Annotated in this window: 16 protein-coding genes; 7 read left to right on the top strand and 9 right to left on the bottom strand. The window is 51.9% G+C overall.

Annotation, left to right across the window (positions count from 1 at the left end):
- Positions 1 to 75 precede the first annotated feature (75 nt).
- The 3 genes from ileS to murJ form a co-directional block, all read right to left on the bottom strand.
- The gene (gene ileS / locus O3276_RS20535; RefSeq protein ID WP_269672985.1) at positions 76 to 2,904 is read right to left on the bottom strand and encodes an isoleucine--tRNA ligase; all 2,829 of its coding nucleotides are present in this window, start codon (positions 2,902 to 2,904) and stop codon (positions 76 to 78) included.
- A gap of 66 nt (positions 2,905 to 2,970) precedes the next feature.
- Positions 2,971 to 3,888 carry a bifunctional riboflavin kinase/FAD synthetase gene (gene ribF, locus O3276_RS20530; protein ID WP_269672984.1) on the bottom strand — a complete coding sequence of 306 codons (918 nt, stop codon included), beginning with the start codon at positions 3,886 to 3,888 and terminating at the stop codon, positions 2,971 to 2,973.
- Between the two features lie 141 nt (positions 3,889 to 4,029).
- Positions 4,030 to 5,607 (bottom strand): murein biosynthesis integral membrane protein MurJ, encoded by a 1,578-nt coding sequence (gene murJ, locus O3276_RS20525; RefSeq protein ID WP_269672983.1) that lies wholly within the window; start codon positions 5,605 to 5,607, stop codon positions 4,030 to 4,032.
- Positions 5,608 to 6,019: 412 nt separating this feature from the next.
- Between murJ and rpsT the strand changes: the two genes are divergently transcribed.
- Positions 6,020 to 6,289 carry a 30S ribosomal protein S20 gene (gene rpsT / locus O3276_RS20520; protein ID WP_101748329.1) on the top strand — a complete coding sequence of 90 codons (270 nt, stop codon included), beginning with the start codon at positions 6,020 to 6,022 and terminating at the stop codon, positions 6,287 to 6,289.
- Between the two features lie 80 nt (positions 6,290 to 6,369).
- Here rpsT and proB read toward each other — a convergent pair whose 3' ends face one another.
- The 4 genes from proB to rplU all read right to left on the bottom strand — a co-directional run bounded on the left by proB (position 6,370) and on the right by rplU (position 9,552).
- Positions 6,370 to 7,497 (bottom strand): glutamate 5-kinase, encoded by a 1,128-nt coding sequence (gene proB, locus O3276_RS20515; RefSeq protein ID WP_269672982.1) that lies wholly within the window; start codon positions 7,495 to 7,497, stop codon positions 6,370 to 6,372.
- Positions 7,494 to 8,693, bottom strand: a complete 1,200-nt coding sequence (cgtA, locus tag O3276_RS20510) for an Obg family GTPase CgtA (RefSeq protein WP_269672981.1) — start codon at positions 8,691 to 8,693, stop codon at positions 7,494 to 7,496. The genes proB and cgtA overlap by 4 nt, the downstream gene beginning before the upstream one ends.
- 194 nt (positions 8,694 to 8,887) lie before the next feature.
- On the bottom strand, positions 8,888 to 9,145 hold the full coding sequence (rpmA, locus tag O3276_RS20505) for a 50S ribosomal protein L27 (protein WP_020581555.1): 258 nt from the start codon (positions 9,143 to 9,145) through the stop codon (positions 8,888 to 8,890).
- 95 nt (positions 9,146 to 9,240) lie between these two features.
- Complete coding sequence (rplU, locus tag O3276_RS20500) at positions 9,241 to 9,552, bottom strand: 50S ribosomal protein L21 (RefSeq protein WP_101748326.1); 312 nt, start codon at positions 9,550 to 9,552, stop codon at positions 9,241 to 9,243.
- 505 nt (positions 9,553 to 10,057) lie between these two features.
- Between rplU and ispB the strand changes: the two genes are divergently transcribed.
- From ispB to O3276_RS20480, 4 genes are all read left to right on the top strand, one after another.
- A complete protein-coding gene (gene ispB, locus O3276_RS20495) occupies positions 10,058 to 11,035 on the top strand; it encodes an octaprenyl diphosphate synthase (RefSeq protein WP_269672980.1) in 978 nt (325 codons plus the stop codon).
- 285 nt (positions 11,036 to 11,320) lie between these two features.
- Positions 11,321 to 14,233 (top strand): ankyrin repeat domain-containing protein, encoded by a 2,913-nt coding sequence (locus O3276_RS20490; RefSeq protein WP_269672979.1) that lies wholly within the window; start codon positions 11,321 to 11,323, stop codon positions 14,231 to 14,233.
- A gap of 253 nt (positions 14,234 to 14,486) precedes the next feature.
- Positions 14,487 to 17,390 carry an ankyrin repeat domain-containing protein gene (locus O3276_RS20485; RefSeq protein ID WP_269672978.1) on the top strand — a complete coding sequence of 968 codons (2,904 nt, stop codon included), beginning with the start codon at positions 14,487 to 14,489 and terminating at the stop codon, positions 17,388 to 17,390.
- A 21-nt stretch (positions 17,391 to 17,411) separates the two neighbouring features.
- The gene (locus O3276_RS20480; RefSeq protein WP_269672977.1) at positions 17,412 to 20,093 is read left to right on the top strand and encodes an ankyrin repeat domain-containing protein; all 2,682 of its coding nucleotides are present in this window, start codon (positions 17,412 to 17,414) and stop codon (positions 20,091 to 20,093) included.
- Positions 20,094 to 20,216: 123 nt separating this feature from the next.
- On the opposite strand, the gene galU is transcribed toward O3276_RS20480, so the two are convergent.
- Positions 20,217 to 21,041: a UTP--glucose-1-phosphate uridylyltransferase GalU gene (galU, locus tag O3276_RS20475; RefSeq protein ID WP_209201332.1), complete on the bottom strand. Its 825-nt coding sequence runs from the start codon at positions 21,039 to 21,041 to the stop codon at positions 20,217 to 20,219.
- A gap of 67 nt (positions 21,042 to 21,108) precedes the next feature.
- Entirely contained in the window at positions 21,109 to 22,476 is a 1,368-nt protein-coding gene (locus O3276_RS20470) for a phosphohexomutase domain-containing protein (protein ID WP_269672976.1), read from the bottom strand.
- A gap of 213 nt (positions 22,477 to 22,689) precedes the next feature.
- Here O3276_RS20470 and O3276_RS20465 point away from each other — a divergent pair, with 213 nt between their 5' ends.
- Together O3276_RS20465 and O3276_RS20460 are read left to right on the top strand one after the other, a co-directional pair.
- Positions 22,690 to 23,241, top strand: a complete 552-nt coding sequence (locus O3276_RS20465; protein WP_269672975.1) for a putative ATP-dependent zinc protease — start codon at positions 22,690 to 22,692, stop codon at positions 23,239 to 23,241.
- Positions 23,238 to 23,819 (top strand): ZrgA family zinc uptake protein, encoded by a 582-nt coding sequence (locus O3276_RS20460; RefSeq protein WP_269672974.1) that lies wholly within the window; start codon positions 23,238 to 23,240, stop codon positions 23,817 to 23,819. The genes O3276_RS20465 and O3276_RS20460 overlap by 4 nt, the downstream gene beginning before the upstream one ends.
- Positions 23,820 to 23,832: the final 13 nt, after the last annotated feature.

The raw sequence follows: 23,832 nt of genomic DNA, 5'->3' as shown, positions 1-23,832 counted from the left end.
ACTGGTCTTAAAGTAGACTATTGTCCAAAAAAATACCCGGTGCTGACCGGGTATTTTTTATGACAAAAGCTAATATCAGGCAAATTGCCGCTGTTCGCCACTGCCTTCTACGTTTGCAACACAGCGGCCACAAAGCTCCGGATGTTCGGCAATGGTGCCGACATCTTCTCGGCGATGCCAGCAACGCTCACACTTCTTGTGTCCGGCCTTCTCAACCAGCACTTTGAGTCCTGCCAGTTCAGTTGCCGCAACATCACCCGCATCAGCCAGTGACTTAACGGTAGCCGCAGAGGTAATCAGCACAAACCGCAACTCATTACCCAGACGGTTCAGTTTTTCTGTCAGCATCTCATCGGCAAACAGAGTCACTTCCGCTTCCAGAGAGCCACCGATAGTTCCAGCCACACGGGCATCTTCGAGGGCTTTGTTCACTGCCGTCTTCACGTCCAGAATCGTATTCCAGAACTCACGGCCAAGTTCATCACCTTCCAGACTGTTCAGCCCTTCGTACCAGGTTTCCAGGAAAACCGATGCACCACGCTGCCCGGGCATCGCTTCCCAGATTTCGTCGGCAGTAAAACTGGTGATGGGAGCCATCCAGCGGACAAAGGCCTCGATGATATGGTACATCGCCGTTTGACAGCTGCGACGGGCCAGACTGTCCTGCGCAGTGGTGTACTGACGGTCCTTGATGATATCCAGATAGAAACCACCCAGATCCAGTGAGCAGAAATTGTGAACTTTCTGATAGACCGAAAGGAAGTTGTAGCTGTTGTACGCATCCACCACTTCATTTTGCAGTCTCAGGGTACGATCCACAGCCCACTTATCCAGTGACAGCATATCCTCCCAGGCAACCGCATCAGTTTCTGGGTTGAAACCGGTCAGGTTGGACAACAGGAAGCGTGCGGTATTACGAATACGACGATAGCTGTCTGCCGTGCGCTTGAGGATATCATCAGAAACGGTCATTTCTGAGGTGTAATCTGTAGCAGAGACCCAGAGACGCAGAATATCCGCACCCAGAGACTTGAAGACCTTCTGGGGAGCAATCACATTACCCAGCGACTTGGACATCTTCCGACCATTGGCATCCACGGTAAAGCCATGGGTCAGCAGGCCTTTGTAGGGCGGCACGCCATGCATGGCAATACTGGTTTTCAGGGACGACTGGAACCAGCCACGGTGCTGGTCAGAACCTTCCAGATAGAGGTCTGCGGGGAATTGCAGCCCATCACGTCGCTCGATCACCGAATAGTGAGTAACACCGGAATCAAACCAGACATCCAGCGTATCGGTCACTTGCACATAGTGTTCAGCATCTTCAGCACCGAGCATATCCGCAGGTTCCAGATCAAACCAGGCGTCCATCCCCTCCTGTTCAACTTTCAGTGCGACTTGTTCAATCAGTGCCTGAGTTTCCGGATGCAGCTCTTCGGTCTCTTTATGGATAAACAGCGCAATCGGCACACCCCAGGTACGCTGACGGGAGATACACCAGTCCGGACTCTGGCCCAGCATGGCTTCCATCCGGTTACGGCCCCACTCAGGGGTAAACACGACACCTTTCAGGGAATCCATAGCGGTATCCAGCAGGTGTTCTTTGGTCATGCTGATAAACCACTGGGGCGTGGCACGGAAAATCAGTGGTGTTTTGGTACGCCAGCAGTGAGGGTAGCTGTGCGTCAGTTTTTCCTGAGCCAGCAGTCGACCTTTCTCAACCAGAACCTCAACCACTTTCGGGTCAACCTTGTAAACGTGCTCACCGGCAAACAGTTCTACGTTGGCACGGTAATAACCACTGTCGTCCAGATAGTTCAGGGTACCGATGCCGTAGTGACGCCCCACATTAAAGTCATCAACACCGTGGTCAGGTGCCGTATGAACATTACCGGTACCCGCGTCAATGGTGACGTGGTCACCCAGTATCAGCGGCAGGTCCCGGTCATAGAATGGATGGGCAACTTTCTTGCGTTCAAACGCTGCGCCCTTTGCCCGGGCAATGATCGTATAGTCTTCAATGCCATAACGCTGCATGGCACTGGCCACCAATGCCTCAGCCAGAACCAGACGGGCAGGTTCACCATTCACCTGGCACTGCACCAGGGCGTAATCCAGATCGCCGCCCATGCTGACCGCCTGGGAGGATGGCAGGGTCCATGGTGTTGTCGTCCAGATAACGACGGCTACCTCACCTTCACCCTGCCCTTTTGGGGAATCAAAAGTAAACGCACTTAACAGATCAGCTTCATCAAGCGCTGCATAACGCACATCAATCTGGGTAGAGGTTTTATCCTGATACTCAACTTCTGCTTCCGCCAGGGCAGAGCCACCGACAACACTCCAGTAAACCGGCTTATAGCCTTTGACCAGATGGCCATTGGCAGCAATTTTGCCCAGAGAACGGATGATGTCAGCTTCGGTCTGGAAATCCATGGTCAGGTATGGCTTGTCCCAGTCGCCAAACACCCCCATGCGCTTGAAGTCTTCACGCTGGCCATCCACCTGTTTGGCGGCGTATTCACGGCACTTTTTGCGGAAGGTTTTGAAATCCACTTTATCGCCGGCCTTGCCGAGCATACCTTCGACCTTATGCTCAATCGGCAGACCATGGCAGTCCCAGCCCGGAACGTAAGGGGCATCGTAGCCATCGAGTGTTTTGGCTTTAACGATAATATCCTTCAGGATCTTGTTAACGGCATGGCCGATGTGGATATCACCATTGGCATAGGGAGGGCCATCATGGAGAATAAACTTTTCCCGTCCCTGGCTGATCTTGCGAATTTCTTCGTAGAGATCCATGTCATACCAGCGCTTGAGCATTTGTGGCTCACGCTGGGCCAAATTGCCGCGCATCGGAAAATCGGTCTGCGGCAAATTCAATGTATGCTTGTAGTCGGACATAGTTGTTTACCGGAACCTCTACGGACTATTCATCACAGCTATTTATTTAAAAAGCTTGCGGGTTATTTAAAAAAGCTTGCGGGCTGTTTCAATATCATTGGCAATCGCTGCCCGCAAGGCTTCAAGCGATTCAAATTTCTGTTCATCCCTGATCTTTTCCACAAACTCTACCCGCAGGGTCTGATCATACAGATCTCCCTTGAAGTCGAGCATATGGACTTCAAGCAGCGGTTTAACGCCGGATACCGATGGCCTGACGCCCAGGTTGGCAACCGCATTAAAACGATGACCATCCACCAGTGTACGAACAGCAAACACGCCCCGCAAAGGCAGACGTCGACGACATACCCTGATGTTCGCCGTGGGGAAGCCCAGGGTTCTGCCCAACTGCTGCCCCTTTACTACCCGACCAATCATGGTAAATGGTCTGCCCAGCATATGTTCCGCTGCGGCAAACTTATTTTCCGCCAGCGCATCACGAATGCGGGTACTGCTGATACGCCCCTGCTGCATCAATACGGTCTGGGTATCACAGACTTCAAACCCGTAGCGCTCACCCATCCGTTCCAGATGGGTAAAATCGCCTTTGCGGTCACAGCCGTAGCGAAAGTCATCACCCACAATCAGGTAGCGAATATCCAGACCTTCAACCAGTGCCCGGAAGACAAAATCATCAGCACTGAGGCTGCGCAGCCGGTCATTGAACGGCAGACAGAGCACCTGATCCACATGATTTTCCGCCAGCAGCGCCAGCTTTTCCCGCAGGCTGGACAGCCTCACGGGTGCAGCATCCACCTGAAAATACTCTCTGGGCTGGGGCTCAAAGGTGATAACGCATACCCTGGCGTCCAGCTCAAACGCCTGTTGTTTCAGGGCCTCAAGAATGGTTCTGTGGCCCACATGCACACCATCAAAATTACCGATGGTGGCCACGCATCTCTGATGTTCTGGCCTGATATTGTGCAACCCGCGGATCAACTGCATGGAGGGGCTCGGACTCCCTTACTTCCTGTATTCAACCATTGTTGAAAAAATGTTGACGATGAAGCCGGGCAGTATACCCCAGCCGGTTCCACGGGTCACTGCGTTGGGAAAGCAGCCGGGAAAATTATGGCAAAACAGTCTCTAATGCCTGAACTGCCCGGGCCTGATACCACTGAGTAAAAGCACAACGATGTAAACCGCCAATCCGGACAGGACCAGCAGGCCAGTCTGGGATACTCGCTCCCATAGTGACCAGGCCAGCCACTGTTCAATATCTTCGGCCAGCCAGATCAGCGTTGCCGCCATCGCCAGGTTAGCAACCAACAGCCGGGCGAAATAAACCAGCCAGCCGCTGGCTGGCTGATAAACCCCGGACCGTTGCAAACCACGGTACAGCAAGCCCGCATTCAGAAAAGCCGACAGAGTTGTGGCCAGTGCCAGCCCAGCATGTTGCAGGGGGAATACCAGAATCAGGTTAAACACCATATTCGCAACCATCGCGATAATGGCAATTTTTACCGGCGTTTTGGTGTCCTGGCGGGCAAAATAACCGGGTGCCAGCACTTTGATCAACATAAAAGCAATCAAGCCAAGGGAGTAGGCCTGCAAACTCATGGCGGACATCAACACATCACGGTCCGTCATCTCGCCATAGTCAAACAGGGTTGCGATTAATGGCCCGGCCAGAATAAACAGCGCAACGGCCGCCGGTACACCAATCAGCAATACCAGACGAATAGCCCAATCCAGTGTTCGGGAGAAATGCCCACCGTCTGCTTCCGCATGCCTGGTTGAGAGGCTGGGCAGAATCACCGTGGCAATGGCAATGCCAAACACGCCCAGTGGCAGCTCGGATAAGCGGTCAGAGTAATACAGCCAGGAGACACTGCCGGTTTGCAGGAAAGAGGCCAGCACCGTATCCAGCAGCAGGTTGATCTGACTGACAGAAACCCCGAACAGCGCCGGCACCATGAGTGTCATGATTCTCCGGCTGCCCTCATGCTGAACGCCCCATTTGGGCATGGGCAGAAGGCGAATCTGCAAAAGAAAGGGCATCTGCAGTAACAGCTGGGAAATGCCCGCAATCGCTACGCCCCAGGCCAGTGCCATCACCGGCTGATCAAAATAGGGCGTAAGCAGAAGCGTTGAGCCAATCAAACTCAGATTCAGCAACACGGGAGTAAATGCCGGTACCGCAAACCGTCCATAGGTATTCAGGATTGAGCCCGCCAGTGCTGTTAGTGAAACCAACAGCAGGTAGGGAAAGGTGATCCGCAGCATGTCACCGGCAAGCGCCAGTTTTGCCGGTTCATTGATAAAGCCCGGCGCAAACAGCCGGATCAATATCGGAGCCGCCAAAACACCCACAACCGTCACCAGCAGCAATATCCCCGCCAGGGTTCCACTTACGCGACTGACCAATTCGCGCACATCGTCAAAGCTTCGTTTAGAACGATATTCCGACAGCACCGGCACAAAGGCCTGAGAAAACGCCCCTTCAGCAAACAGGCGACGAAGAAAATTCGGGATTTTGAACGCCACAAAAAAGGCATCCGCTGAGGCTGTCGAACCAAAGTAGCCAGCAACCACCACATCCCTGGCCAGACCCAGTACCCGGGAGAGCATGGTCATTATCCCCACCACCAGGCTGGATCTCAGCAATCCGGATTTTTTCGGTTCAGGCTGATTGGCTGGCAGGCTGTTATCGGAATCACTCATGGTGCAATTGAATGTAAAAGCATAAGAATAAACAGCCAATCATATCCAAGGTAATTGCGATTGCCACATATATTGTGAAAATCGCTGGTTTTGCCCAAAAACAGTGCCACCTCCCGGACCGTCAAAAAATGCCACAGTCCGGCAGATTTAAAGCCCTGCAGGCAGTATGCCGTATTGACAAGACCGGCCTGAGTCGGCATAGTTCGGCGGCTAAATAGCCTTGAGCCAGATACAGCGCCAGGTATAGCCCTGAGCTGGATAAAGCCCTGAGCTAAATGAAAGTGGGATATGGGCTGACAATGTCTTACCCGGGCCATTGCCAGTAACTGCGGCAAACAACCTATTCCATGCAGGGTGCCCCAAAGCCGCCCTGAGACAACCCGAACGAAATTGAATTTCCAGGAGCACCGAAATGGCAAACTCTCCTTCTGCACGCAAGCGCGCCCGTCAGGCTGAAAACCGTCGTCAGCACAACGCCAGCCTGCGTTCCATGGTTCGCACTTCTATCAAGAAGGTGATCAAGGCGATCGACACCAGAGACGTTGAAGCCGCTAAAGCTGCCTTCACTGCTGCGGTACCTGTGATCGACCGTATGGCCGACAAGGGCATCATCCACAAGAACAAGGCTGCTCGTCACAAGAGCCGTCTGAACGCTCAGATCAAGGCCCTGGCAACTGCCTAAGCCTCGCTGAGACAGACAACCAATCTGCGTTGTCAGGATACAAAAAACCGGCCTTTGCCGGTTTTTTTGTATCTATACGATCAAGACACAAGCACCATATTATCCCGGTGCAGCAACTCAGGCTCTCGCTGATAGCCTAACAACGCCTCAATCTGATGACTGGGCTTGCCAATAATGCGTTCCGCCTCAATGGCACCGTAATTGATCAACCCACGAGCCACTTCATTGCCGTTTTCATCGAGGCAGGTAACCATCTCACCACGCTGGAAGCGGCCTCTCAGCGCCTTTACCCCGACCGGCAACAGGCTCTTACCCTGCTCCTTCAGTACCCGGACAGCACCGGCATCCAGCACCAGTTCCCCAGCGGTTTTCAGATGCCCCTGGAGCCACTGCTTGCGAGCCGCCATTGGCTCCTGATCCGGAAGCAGCAAGGTACCCAGCTCTTCACCGGCAAACACCCGGGTAATCACACTGTCTGCACGACCACCAACAATCACCGTCGCACAGCCGGATGCAGCTGCCTGGCGTGATGCCCGCAACTTGGTCTGCATGCCTCCACGCCCCAGGCGGCCACTGCCACCACCCGCCATGGCGTCCAGGGACTCATCCCCGGCACGCACTTCATGCATCAGCCTGGCATCAGGGTTGGTTCTTGGGTCGGCGGTAAACAGGCCATCCTGATCCGTCAGAATCACCAGAACATCCGCTTCCACCTGGTTGGCCACCAGCGCTGCCAGCGTATCGTTATCGCCAAAGCGAAGTTCGTCAGTCACAACCGTGTCATTTTCATTGATGACCGGTACCACCCCCATTTCCAACAGGGTTTTCAGGGTACTCCGAGCATTCAGGTAACGTCGGCGATTACTGTGATCATCGTGGGTCAAAAGTACCTGTGCCGGCTGCACGCCATACTTCTGAAAACCAACCTCCCAGGCCTGCACCAAACGGGCCTGACCCACCGCCGCCGCGGCCTGCAGCTGATGCAGCGCTGTTGGCCGTTCCATCCAGCCCAGCTTTTCCATGCCAGCAGCAACCGCCCCGGAAGAGACCAGCACGACCTCCACGCCCTGATCACGCAACTGGCACATCTGCGTCACCCAGGCGTCCATGCGATCAAGATCCAGGCCCTGACCTTCATTGGTTAACAGCGCACTGCCAATTTTGATCACCCAGCGCCGGGCTGCCTGCAAGCGGTTGCGTTCACTCATACGTAGAAGACCTCGACATCGTGATCGTCATCATCATCGTCGTCATCGTTATCTGCCGCTTTTTTGGCCGCCCGACGAGCACGACGCTCTTCGGCCAGCTCCCGCATACGCATGCGCGCTTCAGATTCCATCTTGCTCAGCTGCTCTTCTTCCTGTCTGGCCAGCTCTTCATCTTCACTTTGTTCCAGGGCGCGCTCTTCGATAAAGCTCATGATGTTCTGACAAAGAATCCCGGTACCCAGACCAGCAATAGCGGATGTCTGGTAAACAGGGCCGGTCCAGTTCAACTCCTTGATAATATGCTGGCAGACAGCTTCACGCTGATCGTCGGGCAGCAAATCGACTTTATTCAACACCAGCCAGCGATCCCGGTTCGCCAGGGTTTCACTGAACTGTTCTAACTCATGAATGATCGCCTTGGCGGACTCCGCTGGATCGGTGTCATCATAAGGTGCCACATCAACAAGGTGCAGCAGAATACGGCATCGGGCCAAATGCTTGAGGAAACGAATACCGAGGCCAGCCCCCTCAGCAGCGCCCTCAATCAGACCGGGAATATCGGCAATTACAAAACCACGATGGCGATCCACCGCCACCACGCCCAAATTTGGAACCAAGGTAGTAAATGGATAATCAGCCACCTTTGGCCGAGCCTGGGATACGGCACGAATAAACGTAGACTTGCCCGCATTAGGCATACCGAGCAGGCCCACATCGGCAATCACCTTAAGCTCAAGGCGCAGATCCCGGCGCTCGCCTTCAGAACCCGGGCTAGTCTGTCTCGGCGCACGGTTAACACTGGATTTGTAACGGGTATTCCCCAACCCATGGAAGCCACCCTGAGCGACCTTGACGCGCTCACCAACATGGGTCAGATCACAGATAACTTCTTCCGTCTCGTTATCCACAACCGTGGTGCCCACCGGCACTTTCAGCTCGATATCCGTACCTTTGGCACCGGTACAGTTACGGCCACGACCCGGCTCACCGTTCTGTGCCTGGTAGTGCTTCTGATAGCGATAATCCACCAGGGTATTCAGGTCGTTGTCAGCAATCACATAGATGCTGCCACCATCACCACCGTCGCCACCATCGGGGCCGCCTTTTTCAATAAATTTTTCACGGCGAAAGCTCAGGCAGCCATTACCACCTTTACCCGCCTGAACCGTGATTGTCGCTTCATCTACAAACTTCATTGCGCCACTCTCCTGCAACCATAATTGCAGCGTAACCAGTCATCTGCCAATGCCTGCAGATAAACCCTTAATAGATTTCAAGGCTTACCTGTAGGCACTGTCCGGTCAATAGATAAACAAAAGCCCCGCGATAGCGGGGCTTTCAGGGTGAGCCGTCAGCAATCATCAGATAATCACTGGCAGCCCGAACGCCATTATGCAGCAGCTACGCTGACATACTTGCGCTTTTTAGGACCCTTCACTTCAAACACGACTTTACCGTCGGCCTTGGCGAACAGGGTGTGGTCCTTACCGATGCCTACGTTAGCACCAGCGTGGAATTTGGTTCCACGCTGACGAACGATGATGGCACCCGCCTGGATAGCCTGACCACCAAAGATTTTGACACCAAGGCGTTTACTTTCTGAATCGCGACCGTTGCGGGTACTACCGCCAGCTTTTTTGTGAGCCATCTTGCTCTCCTTTATCCCGGACCTGTCACCGGCTACCACACCAGGGACCGTCCTTAGAAGTAATCAACAGGTTTGAAAAAACCTGTCAGCAATAATTAACCGGCAATTCCGGTGATCTTCAGCTCAGTGAACCACTGACGATGGCCCATCTGCTTGCGGTGATGCTTACGACGCTTGAACTTGATGATCTTGATTTTTGGACCACGGCCGTGGCTGATAACTTCAGCAGTAACCTTGGCACCTTCAACCACTGGAGCACCAACTTTCAGTTCTTCGCCATTGGCGATCAGCAGAACGTCGTTGATTTCCAGACTTTCACCAGCGGCGTTGCTCAGTTTTTCTACCTTCAGGATTTCTCCTTCGGTAACGCGGTACTGCTTACCACCAGTTCTGATAACTGCGTACATGATTTGATCTCCGAAAATCCTTAAGAGCCTCTTTGTCAAAGGCATCCACCGGCCCTGGAAAGGCATGGTGGAATTTTTAGCTATCTAAAAACCACTTCTTTTGCAGCTGACGGCTATTAAAGAAGCTGACGGCTATTGAAAGAAGCTGACGGCTCCAACAAGACCAGTACGGCCTTTCAGTTACCATCAGGGATGGGCGGCACCTCATGAGCTGAACGGCAGCTGAAACCAGCTATTGATCAGCAATCCATGACAAAGCGGCACACCGCACCGGATTCTCAGATAGGGGCGCAAATTTTAAGGGAGTCAAGCCTCACTGGCAAGACCTGTTGGCATTTTATCCTGCCCTGCCCGGTGACAGGGGTCAGCAGGTCTGCTGCCTGTTTCACTGAAATAAGTAGGCACCCCGCAAAGACCCTGTATTAATGCCTTCAACACCGGCTGCTATTGACAGTTGCAGTAGCACTAAATACGATGCCCAATTTCGCCCCACCAAATAAGCCAGATGCCGGACAAACAACAAGCCTCTTTTCAGATCGCAGTCCACGACGATTTCCGCAGGGTGAACGAGTGCATTCACGATCAATTGCACTCTGACGTCGCCCTGGTCAGCAAAATCAGTGAATACATCATTAAGTCCGGTGGCAAGCGGCTACGCCCATTGCTGGTACTGCTGACTGCCCGGGCCTGTGGTTACAATGACTACAACCACGTACCACTGGCCGCCATTATTGAATTCCTGCACACTGCCACCCTGCTGCATGACGACGTGGTGGATCAGTCAGACCTGCGCCGCGGCAGAGACACGGCGAATGCCCTGTGGGGCAACGCGCCCAGCGTTCTGGTCGGTGATTTTCTCTATTCCCGCGCATTCCAGATGATGGTAGGGCTGGAGAGCTTCAGGCTGCTGCATATTCTGGCGGATGCCACCAATGTCATTGCCGAGGGTGAGGTTATGCAGCTGATGAACATCAATGATGCTGATGTTACCGAAGATGACTACATGGAAGTTATCCGCTGCAAAACCGCCATGCTGTTCCAGGCTTCCAGCCAGACGGCCGCCGTGCTGAGCAAAGCCAGCCCGGAACTGGAAAAAGATATGGCTGACTACGGCAATCACCTCGGCATTGCCTTCCAGTTGGTGGATGATCTGCTGGACTATGAGGGCGATTCTGAAACCATGGGTAAAAACCTCGGGGATGATCTGGCAGAAGGCAAACCGACATTGCCGCTGATTTACACCCTGAAACACGGCACCAGTGAACAAAAAGCCCTAGTAAGGGAAGCGATTGAGCAAGGCGGCCGGGACAATATTGCAGCCGTTGTGGAAGCTGTTCGCAGCTGTGGAGCACTTCAGTACACTGCCGCTAAAGCCCGGGAATACACAGCCAAGGCAAAACGCTGCCTGAACCTGCTACCTGAAGGCGAGTATCGCAGTGCTATGGCGGACCTTGCGGACTTCGCGGTTGTCAGAAGCTGTTAAGCAGCATTTATTTTAAGGCGAACCCTTGCAAGCGAAGTGGCCGGTATTTTGTGAATACCGGCCCTTTTTTTATAGCTGGACAAAAAGCAAGCTCACCGCAGCCTCCAGAAATATCTGACCGCGGTCTTCAGGATTGGTGTCGTATTCCAACGAAAGCAATCCCAGCAGCCATGGCTCAGTGGTGATCAACTGCTGAAGTCAGGTCAATGCAAGTCATTAACATGCAACTTTTCCACTATTTTGCAATCGAATATGTCCAAAGCATATATGACAATGGACAAATTCATGCTTTCGTTAAATACAGAAATCAACTCAGTACTTTTCCAACCCTGGCAACCAGACACTGCTTCTGAACAGCCACCAATACCAACAGTTGCCCAGCAGCCAGAATATATTGAATTGCCCGGGGTTCATTGTTACGAGGAACTGGAAACCCATGCCGCCTTTCCTGAGATAAAAACCCGTTTCCTGAATGATATTGAGGAGATGAAACAACTGGTACAGCCCTACGTTAATCATCAATACGATACATCAATAGATATTTTTCACGAGAAACTGGAATCACCGCCTGAACATCTTAAAAACAGCCTGCTCGCCCTGTATCGTGAGACACGCTTCCAGATTCGACAGCTAGTGATGCAACTCAGGGATCAACAACACGATCCAAATGTTGACAACCAGAATTACATCGCCGGGATACTTCATGACTGCCTGAGCGACATTCAGGAGTGCGCTCCCGGTATTCATGGCCGCTTTACCCAGAGTTTTCTTAATTTGGACGCCTACCGGGGAGGCTTGGGCGGGAAGCTCTTCACGGTCAGAAGTGAGCTGTTTGATCAATTTATCCAGTCTTTCCTGCTTGAGCTGCAACGGGAGAGGTTGGTTGATATACCACCAGACGTGGAGGCTCGCTGGAAGCGCAGCTTACACAATCTTTTCTGTGAGCCTCTGGGGCTTCCCCATTTCGTTGACCCACTGGCACCGACCCATCTGGGTGATGACCTTACCCGGCGATTTCTTGCGGCTGCGCCACTGTCAGTCAATGCCTGTACCATCCTGCGTAAACTCTCGTCCGGGTGGTCTGACCAGCTCAGTGCAACCCTGCAAAAACTGGGCGTACAGACATGGGAAACTGACGTTATTGCCCCCTTTGAACTGACTTCAGAGAGAACGGGGACGCTTGAAAGCACGCTCTTTAAACCGGTCAATCATCTACTGCAAACAAGCGGAGAACAGGCCCTTGATCTCAGGACCGTCATCGAAGAAACTGGCGATGGTAACTATTACCTTGGCCGGTATCGGGAAAAATTACTGGCCTGGGTGGCCAGCCATTTCTGTAAATCATCGGCCCAGGTGTTCGCCACTATTCCTGCCGGTGTCGATTCGGCCTGGCATATCGGCACCATCAACCAGCTTTTCTTCTGGGTATTTAACAATGACCAGTACTTGCCGACGGGGCTGTCGTGTACTTTTGATGGAAATAATCACACCACGCTGACATTGCCTCATTTAATGTCCATTGACTTCTCAACCTGGCCTGAAACCACCATTTATGCCCTGCTCACCCAGGCCATGGAGCAAACCGATAAGGCCCGGCATATTGCCTCGTTTTTCCTGCAACACACCACCATCGAACAGCTTGATAAAATACCAGCGATGGTGACCAGGGCACTTGCCAACCAACTCAGTGACAAGCTGATTAAACATGATGACACTTTTAAAGAAACGTTATACCAATGTGTAGTTGGTCACTTTGCCTCTGTGACAACGTTCATGACTCCCGGCATTACTCCAGGCATTGCTCCACGCGTACTGGACTGGCTGATCGATACACCGCTGCTGAAGCCGGTCTTATTGAGACTTCAACAACAGGGAATAGATGTGTTGTCAATCACATCACGCCTGGCCAGCTGGCAGGTCTCTGATTTTTCCCACGGGGATATGAAAAAGTTACTGACACCCCATGATTGCCAGCGACTGTTTAAACAGGCCCTTATTCTGAGGCAGTCAGAAACCCTGTCCAATCTTCTGTTAACCGGTCATTGTGATCCATTGACCAGTTTCTTGAGCGATGATCTGAACACCCCCCTGGCGTGCTTTGCAAGTTCCGGTAATTTGGCTGGATTGGAATACCTGTTGAAACCGGGCAACCCCCAGGTTAGCCAGAAAAATATCCATGGCTCGACGCCCCTGCTCATCGCTGCCAAAAACGGCCACGCAGCGTTCGTCAGGGCGTTACTGGCCATCGACGGCATTGACGTCAATGCGAAGAATAACAATGGCTTTACGCCCCTGCACTGTGCTGCCTTGAAAGGCGACGAAGAGTGCGTCACGGAGTTGTTAAACACCACAGGCATTGACATCAATGTGAAAAATAACGTTGGCTATACGCCCCTGCACTATGCTGCCTTAGAAGGCCATGCAGTGTGTGTCAGGGCGTTATTGACTGTCGGCGGCATTGACGTCAATGTGCAGATTGTCGGTGGCTATACGCCCCTTTACTGTGCTGTCACAAGAGGCCAAACAGAGTGCATTAAGGAATTACTGTCCGCCGACGGCATTGACGTCAATATGAAATCGTCTTCAGGTTTTACGCCCCTGCGCTGCGCTGTTGTAGAAGGCTTACCAGAGTGCATAAAGGCATTACTGTCCTCCGACGACATTGACGTCAATGCGAAATCGTCCTCAGGCTTTGCGCTCCTGCACTGGGCTGTCTCGAACGGTCAGGTAGAGTCCATTCTGGCGTTATTGACCGACGACCGCATTGACGTCAATGTAGCGACTGACGAAGGCTGGACCCCCCTGGGCCTCGCTGCCCAATTTGGCCATATAGACTGCATCATGGTGTTATTGAACGCCAAAGGCATTGACGTCAATATGGCACTATTTGAGGGCTTTACGGCCCTGCACTGGGCCGCCTTAAGCGGCAACGCAGAGTGCGTCGAGGTGTTATTGAATGCCAAAGGTATTGACGTCAATGTAAAAACAACCAAGGGTTTCACGCCCCTGCACTGCGCTGCCCAATTTGGCCAGCCTGGGTGCATCAAAGCGTTACTTAAAGCTCCCGACATTAACATCAGTATAAAAAGTAACTGTGGCTTGACGCCCCTGGACGCCGCCCGCAAAAATGGCCATGCAGAGTGCGAAAGACTGCTGATGCCACTTTTTCCGGATCCGGGACTTGGCTCTGGTAATTGATTAGCCCGGACCGAGTAAAATGATGAAGTTATTCCGGGACAAATTCAAAGGGGTGTGAGGGAGCACATTTATGAAATATTCGGGTCAGGGTCGGCAGTTCCCGGTTTATTCGTTACCTGTTTTTTCCACGCCAATATCACCATATTCATTTTAATAGCTAAAAATTCAATAATTAATGTAAGCCATTAATATGCAACTTTTCCACTATTTTGCAATCAAATATGTCCAAAACAAATAGGACATAGACAAATTCATGCTTTCGTTAAATACAGAAATCAACTCAATACTTTTCCAACCCTGGCAACCAGATACTGCTTCTGAAAAGCCAACAGTTGCCCAGCAGCCAGAATATATTGAATTGCCCGGGGTTCATTGTTACGAGGAACTGGAAACCCATGCCGCCTTTCCTGAGATAAAAACCCGTTTCCTGAATGATATTGAGGAGATGAAACAACTGGTACAACCCTACGTTAATGATGAATACGATACATCAATAGATATTTTTCACGAGAAACTGGAATCACCACCTGAACATCTTAAAAACATCCTGCTCACCCAGTATCGTGAGACACGCTTCCAGATTCGACAGTTAGTCATGCAACTCAGGGATCAACAACACGATCCAAATGTTGACAGCGAGAATTACATCGCCGGGATAGTTCATGACTGCCTGAGCGACATTCAGGAGTGCGCTCCCGTTATTCACGACCGCTTTACCCTGAGTTTTCTTAATTTGGAAGCCTTGCGGGGAGGGCTGGGCGGGAAGATCTTCAATGTCAGGAGTGAGCTGTTTGATCAATTGATCCAGTCTTTCCTGCTTGAGCTGCAACGGGAGAGGTTGGTTGATATACCACCAGGCATGGAGGTTCACTGGAAGCACAGCTTGCACAATCTTTTCTGTGGGCCTCTGGGGCTTCCCCATATCGTTGACACTTCGGCACCGACCCATCTGGGTGATGACCTTACCCAGCGATTTCTTGCGGCTGCATCACTGTCAGTCAATGCCTGTACCATCCTGCGTCAACTCTCGTCCGGGTGGTCTGACCAGCTCAGTGCAACCCTGCAAAAACTGGGTGTACAGGCATGGGAAACCGACGTTATTGCCCCCTTTGAACTGACTTCAGAGAGAATGGGGACGCTTGAAAGCGCACTCTTTAAACCGGTCAATCATTTACTGCAAACAGGCGGAGAACAGTCCCTTGATCTCAGGACCGTCATCGAAGAAACTGGCGATGGGAACTATTACCTTGGCCGGTATCGGGAAAAGTTGCTGGCCTGGGTGGCCAGCCATTTCTGTGAATCATCGGCCCAGGTGTTCGCCACTATTCCTGCAGGTGTCGATTCGGCCTGGCATATCGGCACCATCAACCAGCTTTTCTTCTGGGTATTTAATCATGACCAGTACTTGCCGACGGGGCTGGCGTGTACTTTTAATACGAATAATCACACCTCGCTGACATTGCTGCATTTAATGTCCATTGACTTCTCAACCTGGCCTGAAACCACCATTTATGCCCTGCTCACCCAGGCAATGGAGCAAACCGATAAGGCCCGGCATATTGCCTCGTTTTTCCTGCAACACACCACCATCGAACAGCTTGGTAAAATACCAGCGATGGTGACCAGGGCACTTGCCAACCAACTCAGTGAGAAGCTGATTAAACACGATGACACTTTTAAAGAAACGTTATACCAATGTGTAGTTGGTCACTTTGCCTCTGTGACAACGTTCATTACTCCCGGCATTACTCCAGGCATTGCTCCACGCGTACTGGACTGGCTGATCGATACACCACTGCTGAAGCCGGTCTTATTGAGACTTCAACAACAGGGAATAAATGTGTTGTCAATCACATCACGCCTGGCCAGCTGGCAGGTCTCTGATTTTTCCCACGAGGATATGAAAAAGTTACTGACACCCCATGATTGCCAGCGACTGTTTAAACAGGCCCTTATTCTGAGCCAGACCGAAGCCCTGTCCAATCTTCTGTTAACCGGTCATTGTGATCCATTGACCAGCTTCTTGAACGATGATCTGGACACCCCCCTGGCGTGCTTTGCAAGTTCCGGTAATTTGCCTGCATTGGAATACCTGTTGAAATCAGGCAAGCCGCAGGTTAACCGGAAAAATATCCATGGCTCGACGCCCCTGCACATCGCTGCCGAAAACGGGCACGCAACGTTCGTCAGGACGTTGCTGGCCATCGACGGCATTGACGTCAATGTGCAGAATGAAGATGGCTATACACCCCTGAACTGTGCTACCTCAGAAGGCCACGTAGTGTGTGTCACGGAGTTGTTGAACACCACAGGCATTGACATCAATGTCAAAAATAACGATGGCTTGACACCCCTGCACTATGCTGCCTCAGGCTACGTAGTGTGTGTCAGGGCGTTATTGACCGCCGACGGCATTGACGTCAATGTGCAGAATGACGATGGCTTTACGCCCCTGCACTGCGCTGTCGCAGAAGGGCATGCAGAGTGCATCAGGGAATTACTGTCCGCCGACGGCATTGACGTCAGTGTTAAGTCTGCCGGTGGCAATACGCCCCTGTTCTTGGCTGTTATAAAAGACTTCCCAGAGTGCATCATGGCATTACTGACCGCCGCCGACATTGACGTCAATGAGAGGTCTGACGCAGGCATACCCCTGAACTCGGCTGCCGCGGCAGGTAAGGCAGAGTGCATCTCGGCGTTATTGACCGATGACCGCACTGACGTCAATGTGATGTCTGACGAAGGCTTCACGCCCCTGAGCTCCGCTGCCCGATCTGGCCATACAGACTGCGTCATGCTGTTATTGAACGCCAAAGGCATTGACGTCAATATGGCACTACCTGGGGGCTTTACGGCCCTGCACTGGGCCGCCATAGAAGACAACGTAGAGTGCATCGCGCTTTTATTGAACGCCACAGGCATTGACGTCAATGTGAAAACACGCAAGGGTTTTTTCACGCCCCTGTACTGCGCTGCCCAATTTGGCCATGCAGAGTCCATCAAAGCGCTACTTAAAGCTCCCGGCATTAATATCAGTATAAAAAGCAACCGTGGCTGGACGCCCCGGGACGCCGCCCGCAAAGAAGGCCATGCAGAGTGCGAAAGACTGCTGATTAACCCTTTTCCAGATCCAGGACTTAATAGCTATCCAAAATAAATTCTGACATTGGATAAATTCATGCTTTCGTTAAATACAGAAATTAACTCAGTACTTTTCCAACCCTGGCAACCAGATATCGCTTCTGAAAAGCCACCAATAGCAACGGTTGCCCAGCAGCCAGAATATATTGAATTACCCGGGGTTCATTGTTACGAGGAACTGGAAACCCATGCCGCCTTTCCTGAGATAAAAACCCGTTTCCTGAATGATATTAAGGAGATGAAACAACTGGTACAGCCCTACGTTAATCATCAATACGATTCATCAATAGATATTTTTCACGAGAAACTGGCATCACCGCATCAACATCTTAAAAACAGCCTGCTCGCCCTGTATCGTGAGACACGCTTCCAGATTCGACAGTTAGTCATGCAGCTCAGGGATCAACAACACGATCCAAATGTTGACAACCAGAATTACATCGCAGGGATACTTCATGACTGCCTGAGCGACATTCAGGAGTGCGCTCCCGGTATTCATGGCCGCTTTACCCAGAGTTTTCTTAATTTGGAAGCCTCCCGGGGAGGGCTGGGTGGGAAGCTCTTCAATGTCAGGAGTGAGCTGTTTGATCAATTTGTCCAGTCTTTCCTGCTTGAGCTGCAACGGGAGAGGTTGGTTGATATACCATCAGGCGTGGAGGTTCACTGGAAGCGCAGCTTGCACAATCTTTTCTGCGAGCCTCTGGGGCTTCCCCATTTCGTTGACCCACTGGCACCGACCCATCTGGGTGATGACCTTACCCGGCGATTTCTTGCGGCTGCACCACTGTCAGTCAATGCCTGTACCATCCTGCGTAAACTCTCGTCCGGGTGGTCTGACCAGCTCAGTGCAACCCTGCAAAAACTGGGCGTACAGACATGGGAAACCGACGTTATTGCCCCCTTTGAACTGACTTCAGAGAGAACGGGGACGCTTGAAAGCGCACTCTTTAAACCGGTCAATCATTTACTGCAAGCAAGCGGAGAACAGTCCCTTGATCTCAGGGCCGTCATCGAAGAAACTGGCGATGGCAACTTTTACCTTGGCCGGTATCGGGAAAAGTTACTGGCCTGGGTGGCCAGCCATTTCTGTAAATCATCGGCCCAGGTGTTCGCCACTATTCCTGCCGGTGTCGATTCGGCCTGGCATATCGGCACCATCAACCAGCTTTTCTTCTGGGTGTTTAATCATGACCAGTACTTGCCGACGGGGCTGGCGTGTACTTTTAATGCGAATAATCACACATCGCTGACATTGCCGCATTTAATCTCAATTGACTTCTCAACCTGGCCTGAAACCACCATTTATGCCCTGCTCACCCAGGCAATGGAGCAAACCGATAAGGCCCGGCATATTGCCTCGTTTTTCCTGCAACAAACCACCATCGAACAGCTTGGTAAAATACCAGCAATGGTGACCAGGGCACTTGCCAACCAACTCAGTGACAAGCTGATTAAACACGATAACACTTTTAAAGAAACGTTATACCAATGTGTAGTTGATCATTTTGCCCCTATTACAACGTTCATTACTCCCGGCATTACTCCGAGCATTGCTCCACGCGTACTGGACTGGCTGATCGATACACCGCTGCTGAAGCCGGTCTTATTGAGACTTCAACAACAGGGAATAGATGTGTTGTCAATCACATCATGCCTGGCCAGCTGGCAGGTCTCTGATTTTTCCCACGAGGATATGAAAAAGTTACTGACACCCCATGATTGCCAGCGACTGTTCAAACAGGCTCTTATTCTGAAGCAGACCGAAACCCTGTCCAATCTTCTGTTAACCGGTCATTGTGATCAATTGACCAGTATCGTGAACGATGATCTGGACACCCCCCTGGCGTGCTTTGCAAGTTCCGGTAATTTGCCTGGATTGGAATACCTGTTGCAACCGGGCAACCCTCAGGTTCACCAGAAAAATATCCATGGCTCGACGCCCCTGCACATCGCTGCCGAAAACGGGCACGCAGCGTTCGTCAGGGCGTTACTGGCCATCGATGGCATTGACGTCAATGTACAGGATGCAGATGGCTCGACGCCCCTGCACTGTGCTGCCTTAGAAGGCCACGTAGTGTGTGTCAGGGCGTTATTGACCGCCGATGGCATTGACGTCAATGCACAGGATGAAAATGGCTCGACGCCCCTGCACTGTGCTGCCTCAGAAGGCTACGTGCTGTGTGTCAGGGCGTTATTGGCCGCCGATGGCATTGACGTCAATGTGCAGGATGAAGATGGTTCGACGCCCCTTTACTGTGCTGTCGGAGCAGGCGACACAGAGTGCATCAAGGCATTACTGTCCGCCGACGGGATTGACGTCAATATGGAGACTTACGATGGCTTTACGCCCCTGTACTCTGCTGTCCTAGAAGAACTCACAGAGTGCATCAGAGTATTACTGTCCTGCGGCAGCATTAACGTCAATGCGACACCGTCTTCAGGCTTTACGCCCCTGCACTGGGCCGCCATAACCGGCAATGTAGAGTGTGTCGTACTGTTATTGAACGCCAAAGGCATTGACGTCAATGTGCAAACACTCAAGGGTATCACGCCCCTGCACAGTGCAGCCCAATTTGGCCAGGCAGAGTCCATCAAAGCGTTACTTAAAGCGCCCGGCATTGACATCAATATAAAAAGTAGCGATGGCTTAACGCCCCTGGACGCCGCTCGCCAAAATGGCCATGCAGAGTGTGAAAGCCTGCTGATTTCACTTTATTAAACCTTGCCATTATGGTCTATTAAAAACCGGTAGACGCCCCATTCTGGCAGGCACACTATCCACCCACTGGCAGGAATTGCCAGTGCGACGAGATTCAGCTGACCAGATGGAGCGAACCTTTTTTTAACGGTACAAATGGTCATAACAGTAGTTGGTAGCCTCAATAAAGCCCTCAATACTGCCACAGTCAAAACGCTCACCCTTGAACTTATAAGCCATGACACAGCCTCGCTGCGCCTGAGCCATCAAAGCATCGGTAATCTGAATCTCGCCACCCTTACCCGGCTGGGTATCATGAATCAGGTCAAAGATGTCCGGTGTCAGAATATAGCGGCCAATGATAGCAAGATTACTGGGCGCATCTTCTCGGGCGGGCTTTTCCACCATATTCTCAACCCGGATCAGATCTTCTGAAATGTGCTGGCCAGCGATCACCCCATATTTATGCACTTCATCTTCCGGCACTTCCTGCACCGCAACGATACTGCAACGAAACTGCTTATAGAGTTGCGCCATCTGGGCCAGAACGCCGGGCCCTCCGAGATTGATGCAGAGATCATCCGCCAGCACCATGCCGAATGGCTGGTCACCAATCAGCGTCTGTCCGGTTAATACCGCATGGCCAAGCCCCTTCATCTCACGCTGACGGGTGTAAGAGAAGGTACACTGATCAATCACACTGCGAATATCGGACAGCAGGCTTTCCTTGTCCGTACCGGAAATCTGATGTTCCAGCTCGTAGTTCACATCAAAGTGATCTTCCAGCGAGCGTTTGCCCCGGCCGGTGACAATGCAGATATCCGACATACCGGCCTGCAGTGCCTCTTCAACACCATACTCAATCAGCGGTTTGCTGACGATGGGCATCATCTCTTTGGGCATGGACTTGGTGGCTGGCAGGAACCGGGTACCATAGCCTGCTGCAGGAAAAAGGCATTTCTTGATCATTTAAGGCTCTTTATTTATCCAACACAAAAGAAGAGACTGCTCCTTAATGAGCAACCTCTTGAAAATATCAGTCACGAATCAGCTTCAGCAGCTCAGCAGTTTTTTCCTGCATCAACACCTCATCGCCACGACTTTCTACATTCAGACGAATCACCGGCTCGGTATTGGACAGTCGCAGGTTAAAGCGCCATTGCCCCATATCCAGGGAGATGCCATCGGTGTTATCAATTTCCAGCGCATCTTGCTGATAGTGTGCCAGCACACGCTCTATAGCGGCCTGAGGGTCCGTTAATTGGCTGTTAATTTCGCCAGACGACGGGAACATGGCGATCCGTTCACTGACCAGCGCTGACAAGGGCTGCCCCTTTCTGGAAATCAGCTCAGCGACCAGCAGCCAGGGAATCATGCCGGAGTCACAATAGGCAAAGTCGCGAAAATAATGATGGGCACTCATCTCGCCGCCATAAACCGCGTCTTCCCGGCGCATCCGCTGCTTGATAAAGGCGTGACCGGTTTTACACAGCACCGGCTCACCACCCGCCGCTTTTACCTGATCGATGGTGTTCCAGGTCAGCCTAGGGTCATGGATGATTTTTGCCGCAGGGTTGTGGGCCAGGAATGCCTCCCCCAATAACCCGACAATATAATACCCCTCGATAAACTGTCCCTGCTCATCAAACAGGAAGCAGCGATCGAAGTCACCATCCCAGGCGATGCCCATATCGGCCTGATGTTCCAGAACGGCGTCTACCGTCGTCTGACGACACTCTGGCAGTAATGGATTAGGAATACCCTGGGGAAAGTGACCATCCGGCTCGTGCAGGACTTTGATAAACTCTACCGGCACACCGGCCGCCCGGAATCGCTCCTCGATAGCATCCACCACATGCCCTGCTGCACCGTTACCGGCATTGACCACCAGCTTCATCGGCTTAAGACTGTCAGCCTGGATATACCCCAGAACGTGGCTGATATAATCATCCAGAACAGAGATCTTCTGGTAGCCGCCCCGTTGTGCCGCAGGCTCCCCAAACCGGTTCTCCTCTGTCAGTTGCTGAATCTCCCGCAAGCCGTTATCGCCACTGATGGGTTGCGCACCGGCCTGCACCAGTTTCATACCGTTGTAGTCAATGGGGTTGTGACTGGCCGTCACCTGAACACCGCCATCAACCCCCAGATGGAATGTGGCAAAATAGATCTCTTCGGTACCGGACAGGCCAATATCCAGCACATTGACCCCGGCATCACGCAGGCCTTCAGACAATGAGTGTTTCAGGGCTTCACTGGTCAGGCGGCTATCACCACCAACAACGACATCCTTCGGTTTAAGGTGCTCGCCATAGGCCCGCCCTATGCGGTAAGCAATATCTTCATTGAGTTCATCCGGCAGGCGGCCACGGATATCGTATGCCTTGAAGCAGGGAAGCTTGGTCATTTCTCAGTCGCAACGGAAATTAAAAGTCTGTATTTAACTATGAATTCCCTCAAATAGACAAACTGTGTCGGATAAAAAAATACCGGCATGTTAAACGACAAGGCAATACATCAATCACAAAGCCTTTGTGGAGAAAGCCACCCATCAAATCGTCACCTGAATAGCCGATAGCTTTCAGATAAATGCTGAACAGAGTAAAGCGGTATCAGAGCTATGAACAGGACCATCAAATCCCCATCCACGCAGCCATCAGGACGGCTGTTATGGTTCATTACCGTGATCTTCTTTTCAGGTTTGTCGCTGTCCACCCCGGTAGCCAGCCAACCCTGCACCGCTAACGGGCGACCGCTGTTTGGCTATCTGGAAAACGCCACCCTGGTCAATATAAATCAACATAAGGTCGCATCACTGGTTGACAGTGGTGCGACAACCACGGCCCTGGATGCCCGTAATATCCGCATGCATATTAAGAGAAATGGCTATCGCTGGGTTTACTACGATTTCGTTCACCGGGAAAGCCGCCAGAAAACCCCCATGCATCAACCGGTCAGCCGGGTAGCCAGAATAATCACCCATAAAGGTGCACCCAGTGAGCGAGCGGTTGTCCGAAACACCGTAAAAGTGGGCCGGATTACGCGGATTGTAGAAATGTCCTTAATCAGTCGCAGCAATTTTCCCCAACAGTTATTGATTGGTCGCAACTTTCTCAACGATACCGGACTGATTGATGCTGGAAAGCGATACCTTCAGGAACACTGCCCATGAACATTCACCACAAAGCAGTAACTGCCTGGCTTATACTGGGCCTGACCGTCGTGATAACGTCAAGCCATGGGAAAGACCGCTCCATTGGGCAAAATATCCATCGGGCTTATGAACCGGCATCCATGCTGCTGGATGTTAACCTGCAACAGGATACCCTTAACCTGTTCCTCTCTATCTCCCCGGAGGCGGCGAACACGATCACAACACTTCCGCCCGGTGCCCTGGCCCGGTCTCTGCAAGAGTTCACCCCTCTGGTTACCCTTCCAGACGATGCACAGTGTCGGCAAACGCAAAAGCAGTTTCTTGTTGAGCCGGTAGACAACCCTGATCTCAGGGCGGAATCGCTGGCAGCACAGCTCAGTGAAGTCAACGGCTACCTCGAATACGAATGTCAGCACCCGGAAAACCTGTCTCATTTCACACTCCTGGCTTTTGCAGCAATACCTGACTTAAAGCACACCAGCGTCTGGCTGGTCAGTGACAACTGGCAAAGTAAACAGCGGCTGAGTCAGAAACAGCAGGAGGTGCAGTTGCAACCAGCAAAGAGTGATTTCCTTCCGGACTTTTTTAACGATTAAAAAAAGCTGTGCT

It is taken from the genome of Endozoicomonas sp. GU-1 (assembly GCF_027366395.1).
GTDB lineage: Bacteria > Pseudomonadota > Gammaproteobacteria > Pseudomonadales > Endozoicomonadaceae > Endozoicomonas.
Note: the sequence above shows the minus strand (reverse complement) of the source record. Positions and strands in the feature narration are given on the sequence as shown.

Coding starts and splice junctions, on each gene's coding strand:
- ileS (WP_269672985.1), bottom strand. CDS start 2,904: ATGTCCGACTACAAGCATACATTGAATTTGCCGCAGACCGATTTTCCG.
- ribF (WP_269672984.1), bottom strand. CDS start 3,888: ATGCAGTTGATCCGCGGGTTGCACAATATCAGGCCAGAACATCAGAGA.
- murJ (WP_269672983.1), bottom strand. CDS start 5,607: ATGAGTGATTCCGATAACAGCCTGCCAGCCAATCAGCCTGAACCGAAA.
- rpsT (WP_101748329.1), top strand. CDS start 6,020: ATGGCAAACTCTCCTTCTGCACGCAAGCGCGCCCGTCAGGCTGAAAAC.
- proB (WP_269672982.1), bottom strand. CDS start 7,497: ATGAGTGAACGCAACCGCTTGCAGGCAGCCCGGCGCTGGGTGATCAAA.
- cgtA (WP_269672981.1), bottom strand. CDS start 8,693: ATGAAGTTTGTAGATGAAGCGACAATCACGGTTCAGGCGGGTAAAGGT.
- rpmA (WP_020581555.1), bottom strand. CDS start 9,145: ATGGCTCACAAAAAAGCTGGCGGTAGTACCCGCAACGGTCGCGATTCA.
- rplU (WP_101748326.1), bottom strand. CDS start 9,552: ATGTACGCAGTTATCAGAACTGGTGGTAAGCAGTACCGCGTTACCGAA.
- ispB (WP_269672980.1), top strand. CDS start 10,058: ATGCCGGACAAACAACAAGCCTCTTTTCAGATCGCAGTCCACGACGAT.
- O3276_RS20490 (WP_269672979.1), top strand. CDS start 11,321: ATGCTTTCGTTAAATACAGAAATCAACTCAGTACTTTTCCAACCCTGG.
- O3276_RS20485 (WP_269672978.1), top strand. CDS start 14,487: ATGCTTTCGTTAAATACAGAAATCAACTCAATACTTTTCCAACCCTGG.
- O3276_RS20480 (WP_269672977.1), top strand. CDS start 17,412: ATGCTTTCGTTAAATACAGAAATTAACTCAGTACTTTTCCAACCCTGG.
- galU (WP_209201332.1), bottom strand. CDS start 21,041: ATGATCAAGAAATGCCTTTTTCCTGCAGCAGGCTATGGTACCCGGTTC.
- O3276_RS20470 (WP_269672976.1), bottom strand. CDS start 22,476: ATGACCAAGCTTCCCTGCTTCAAGGCATACGATATCCGTGGCCGCCTG.
- O3276_RS20465 (WP_269672975.1), top strand. CDS start 22,690: ATGAACAGGACCATCAAATCCCCATCCACGCAGCCATCAGGACGGCTG.
- O3276_RS20460 (WP_269672974.1), top strand. CDS start 23,238: ATGAACATTCACCACAAAGCAGTAACTGCCTGGCTTATACTGGGCCTG.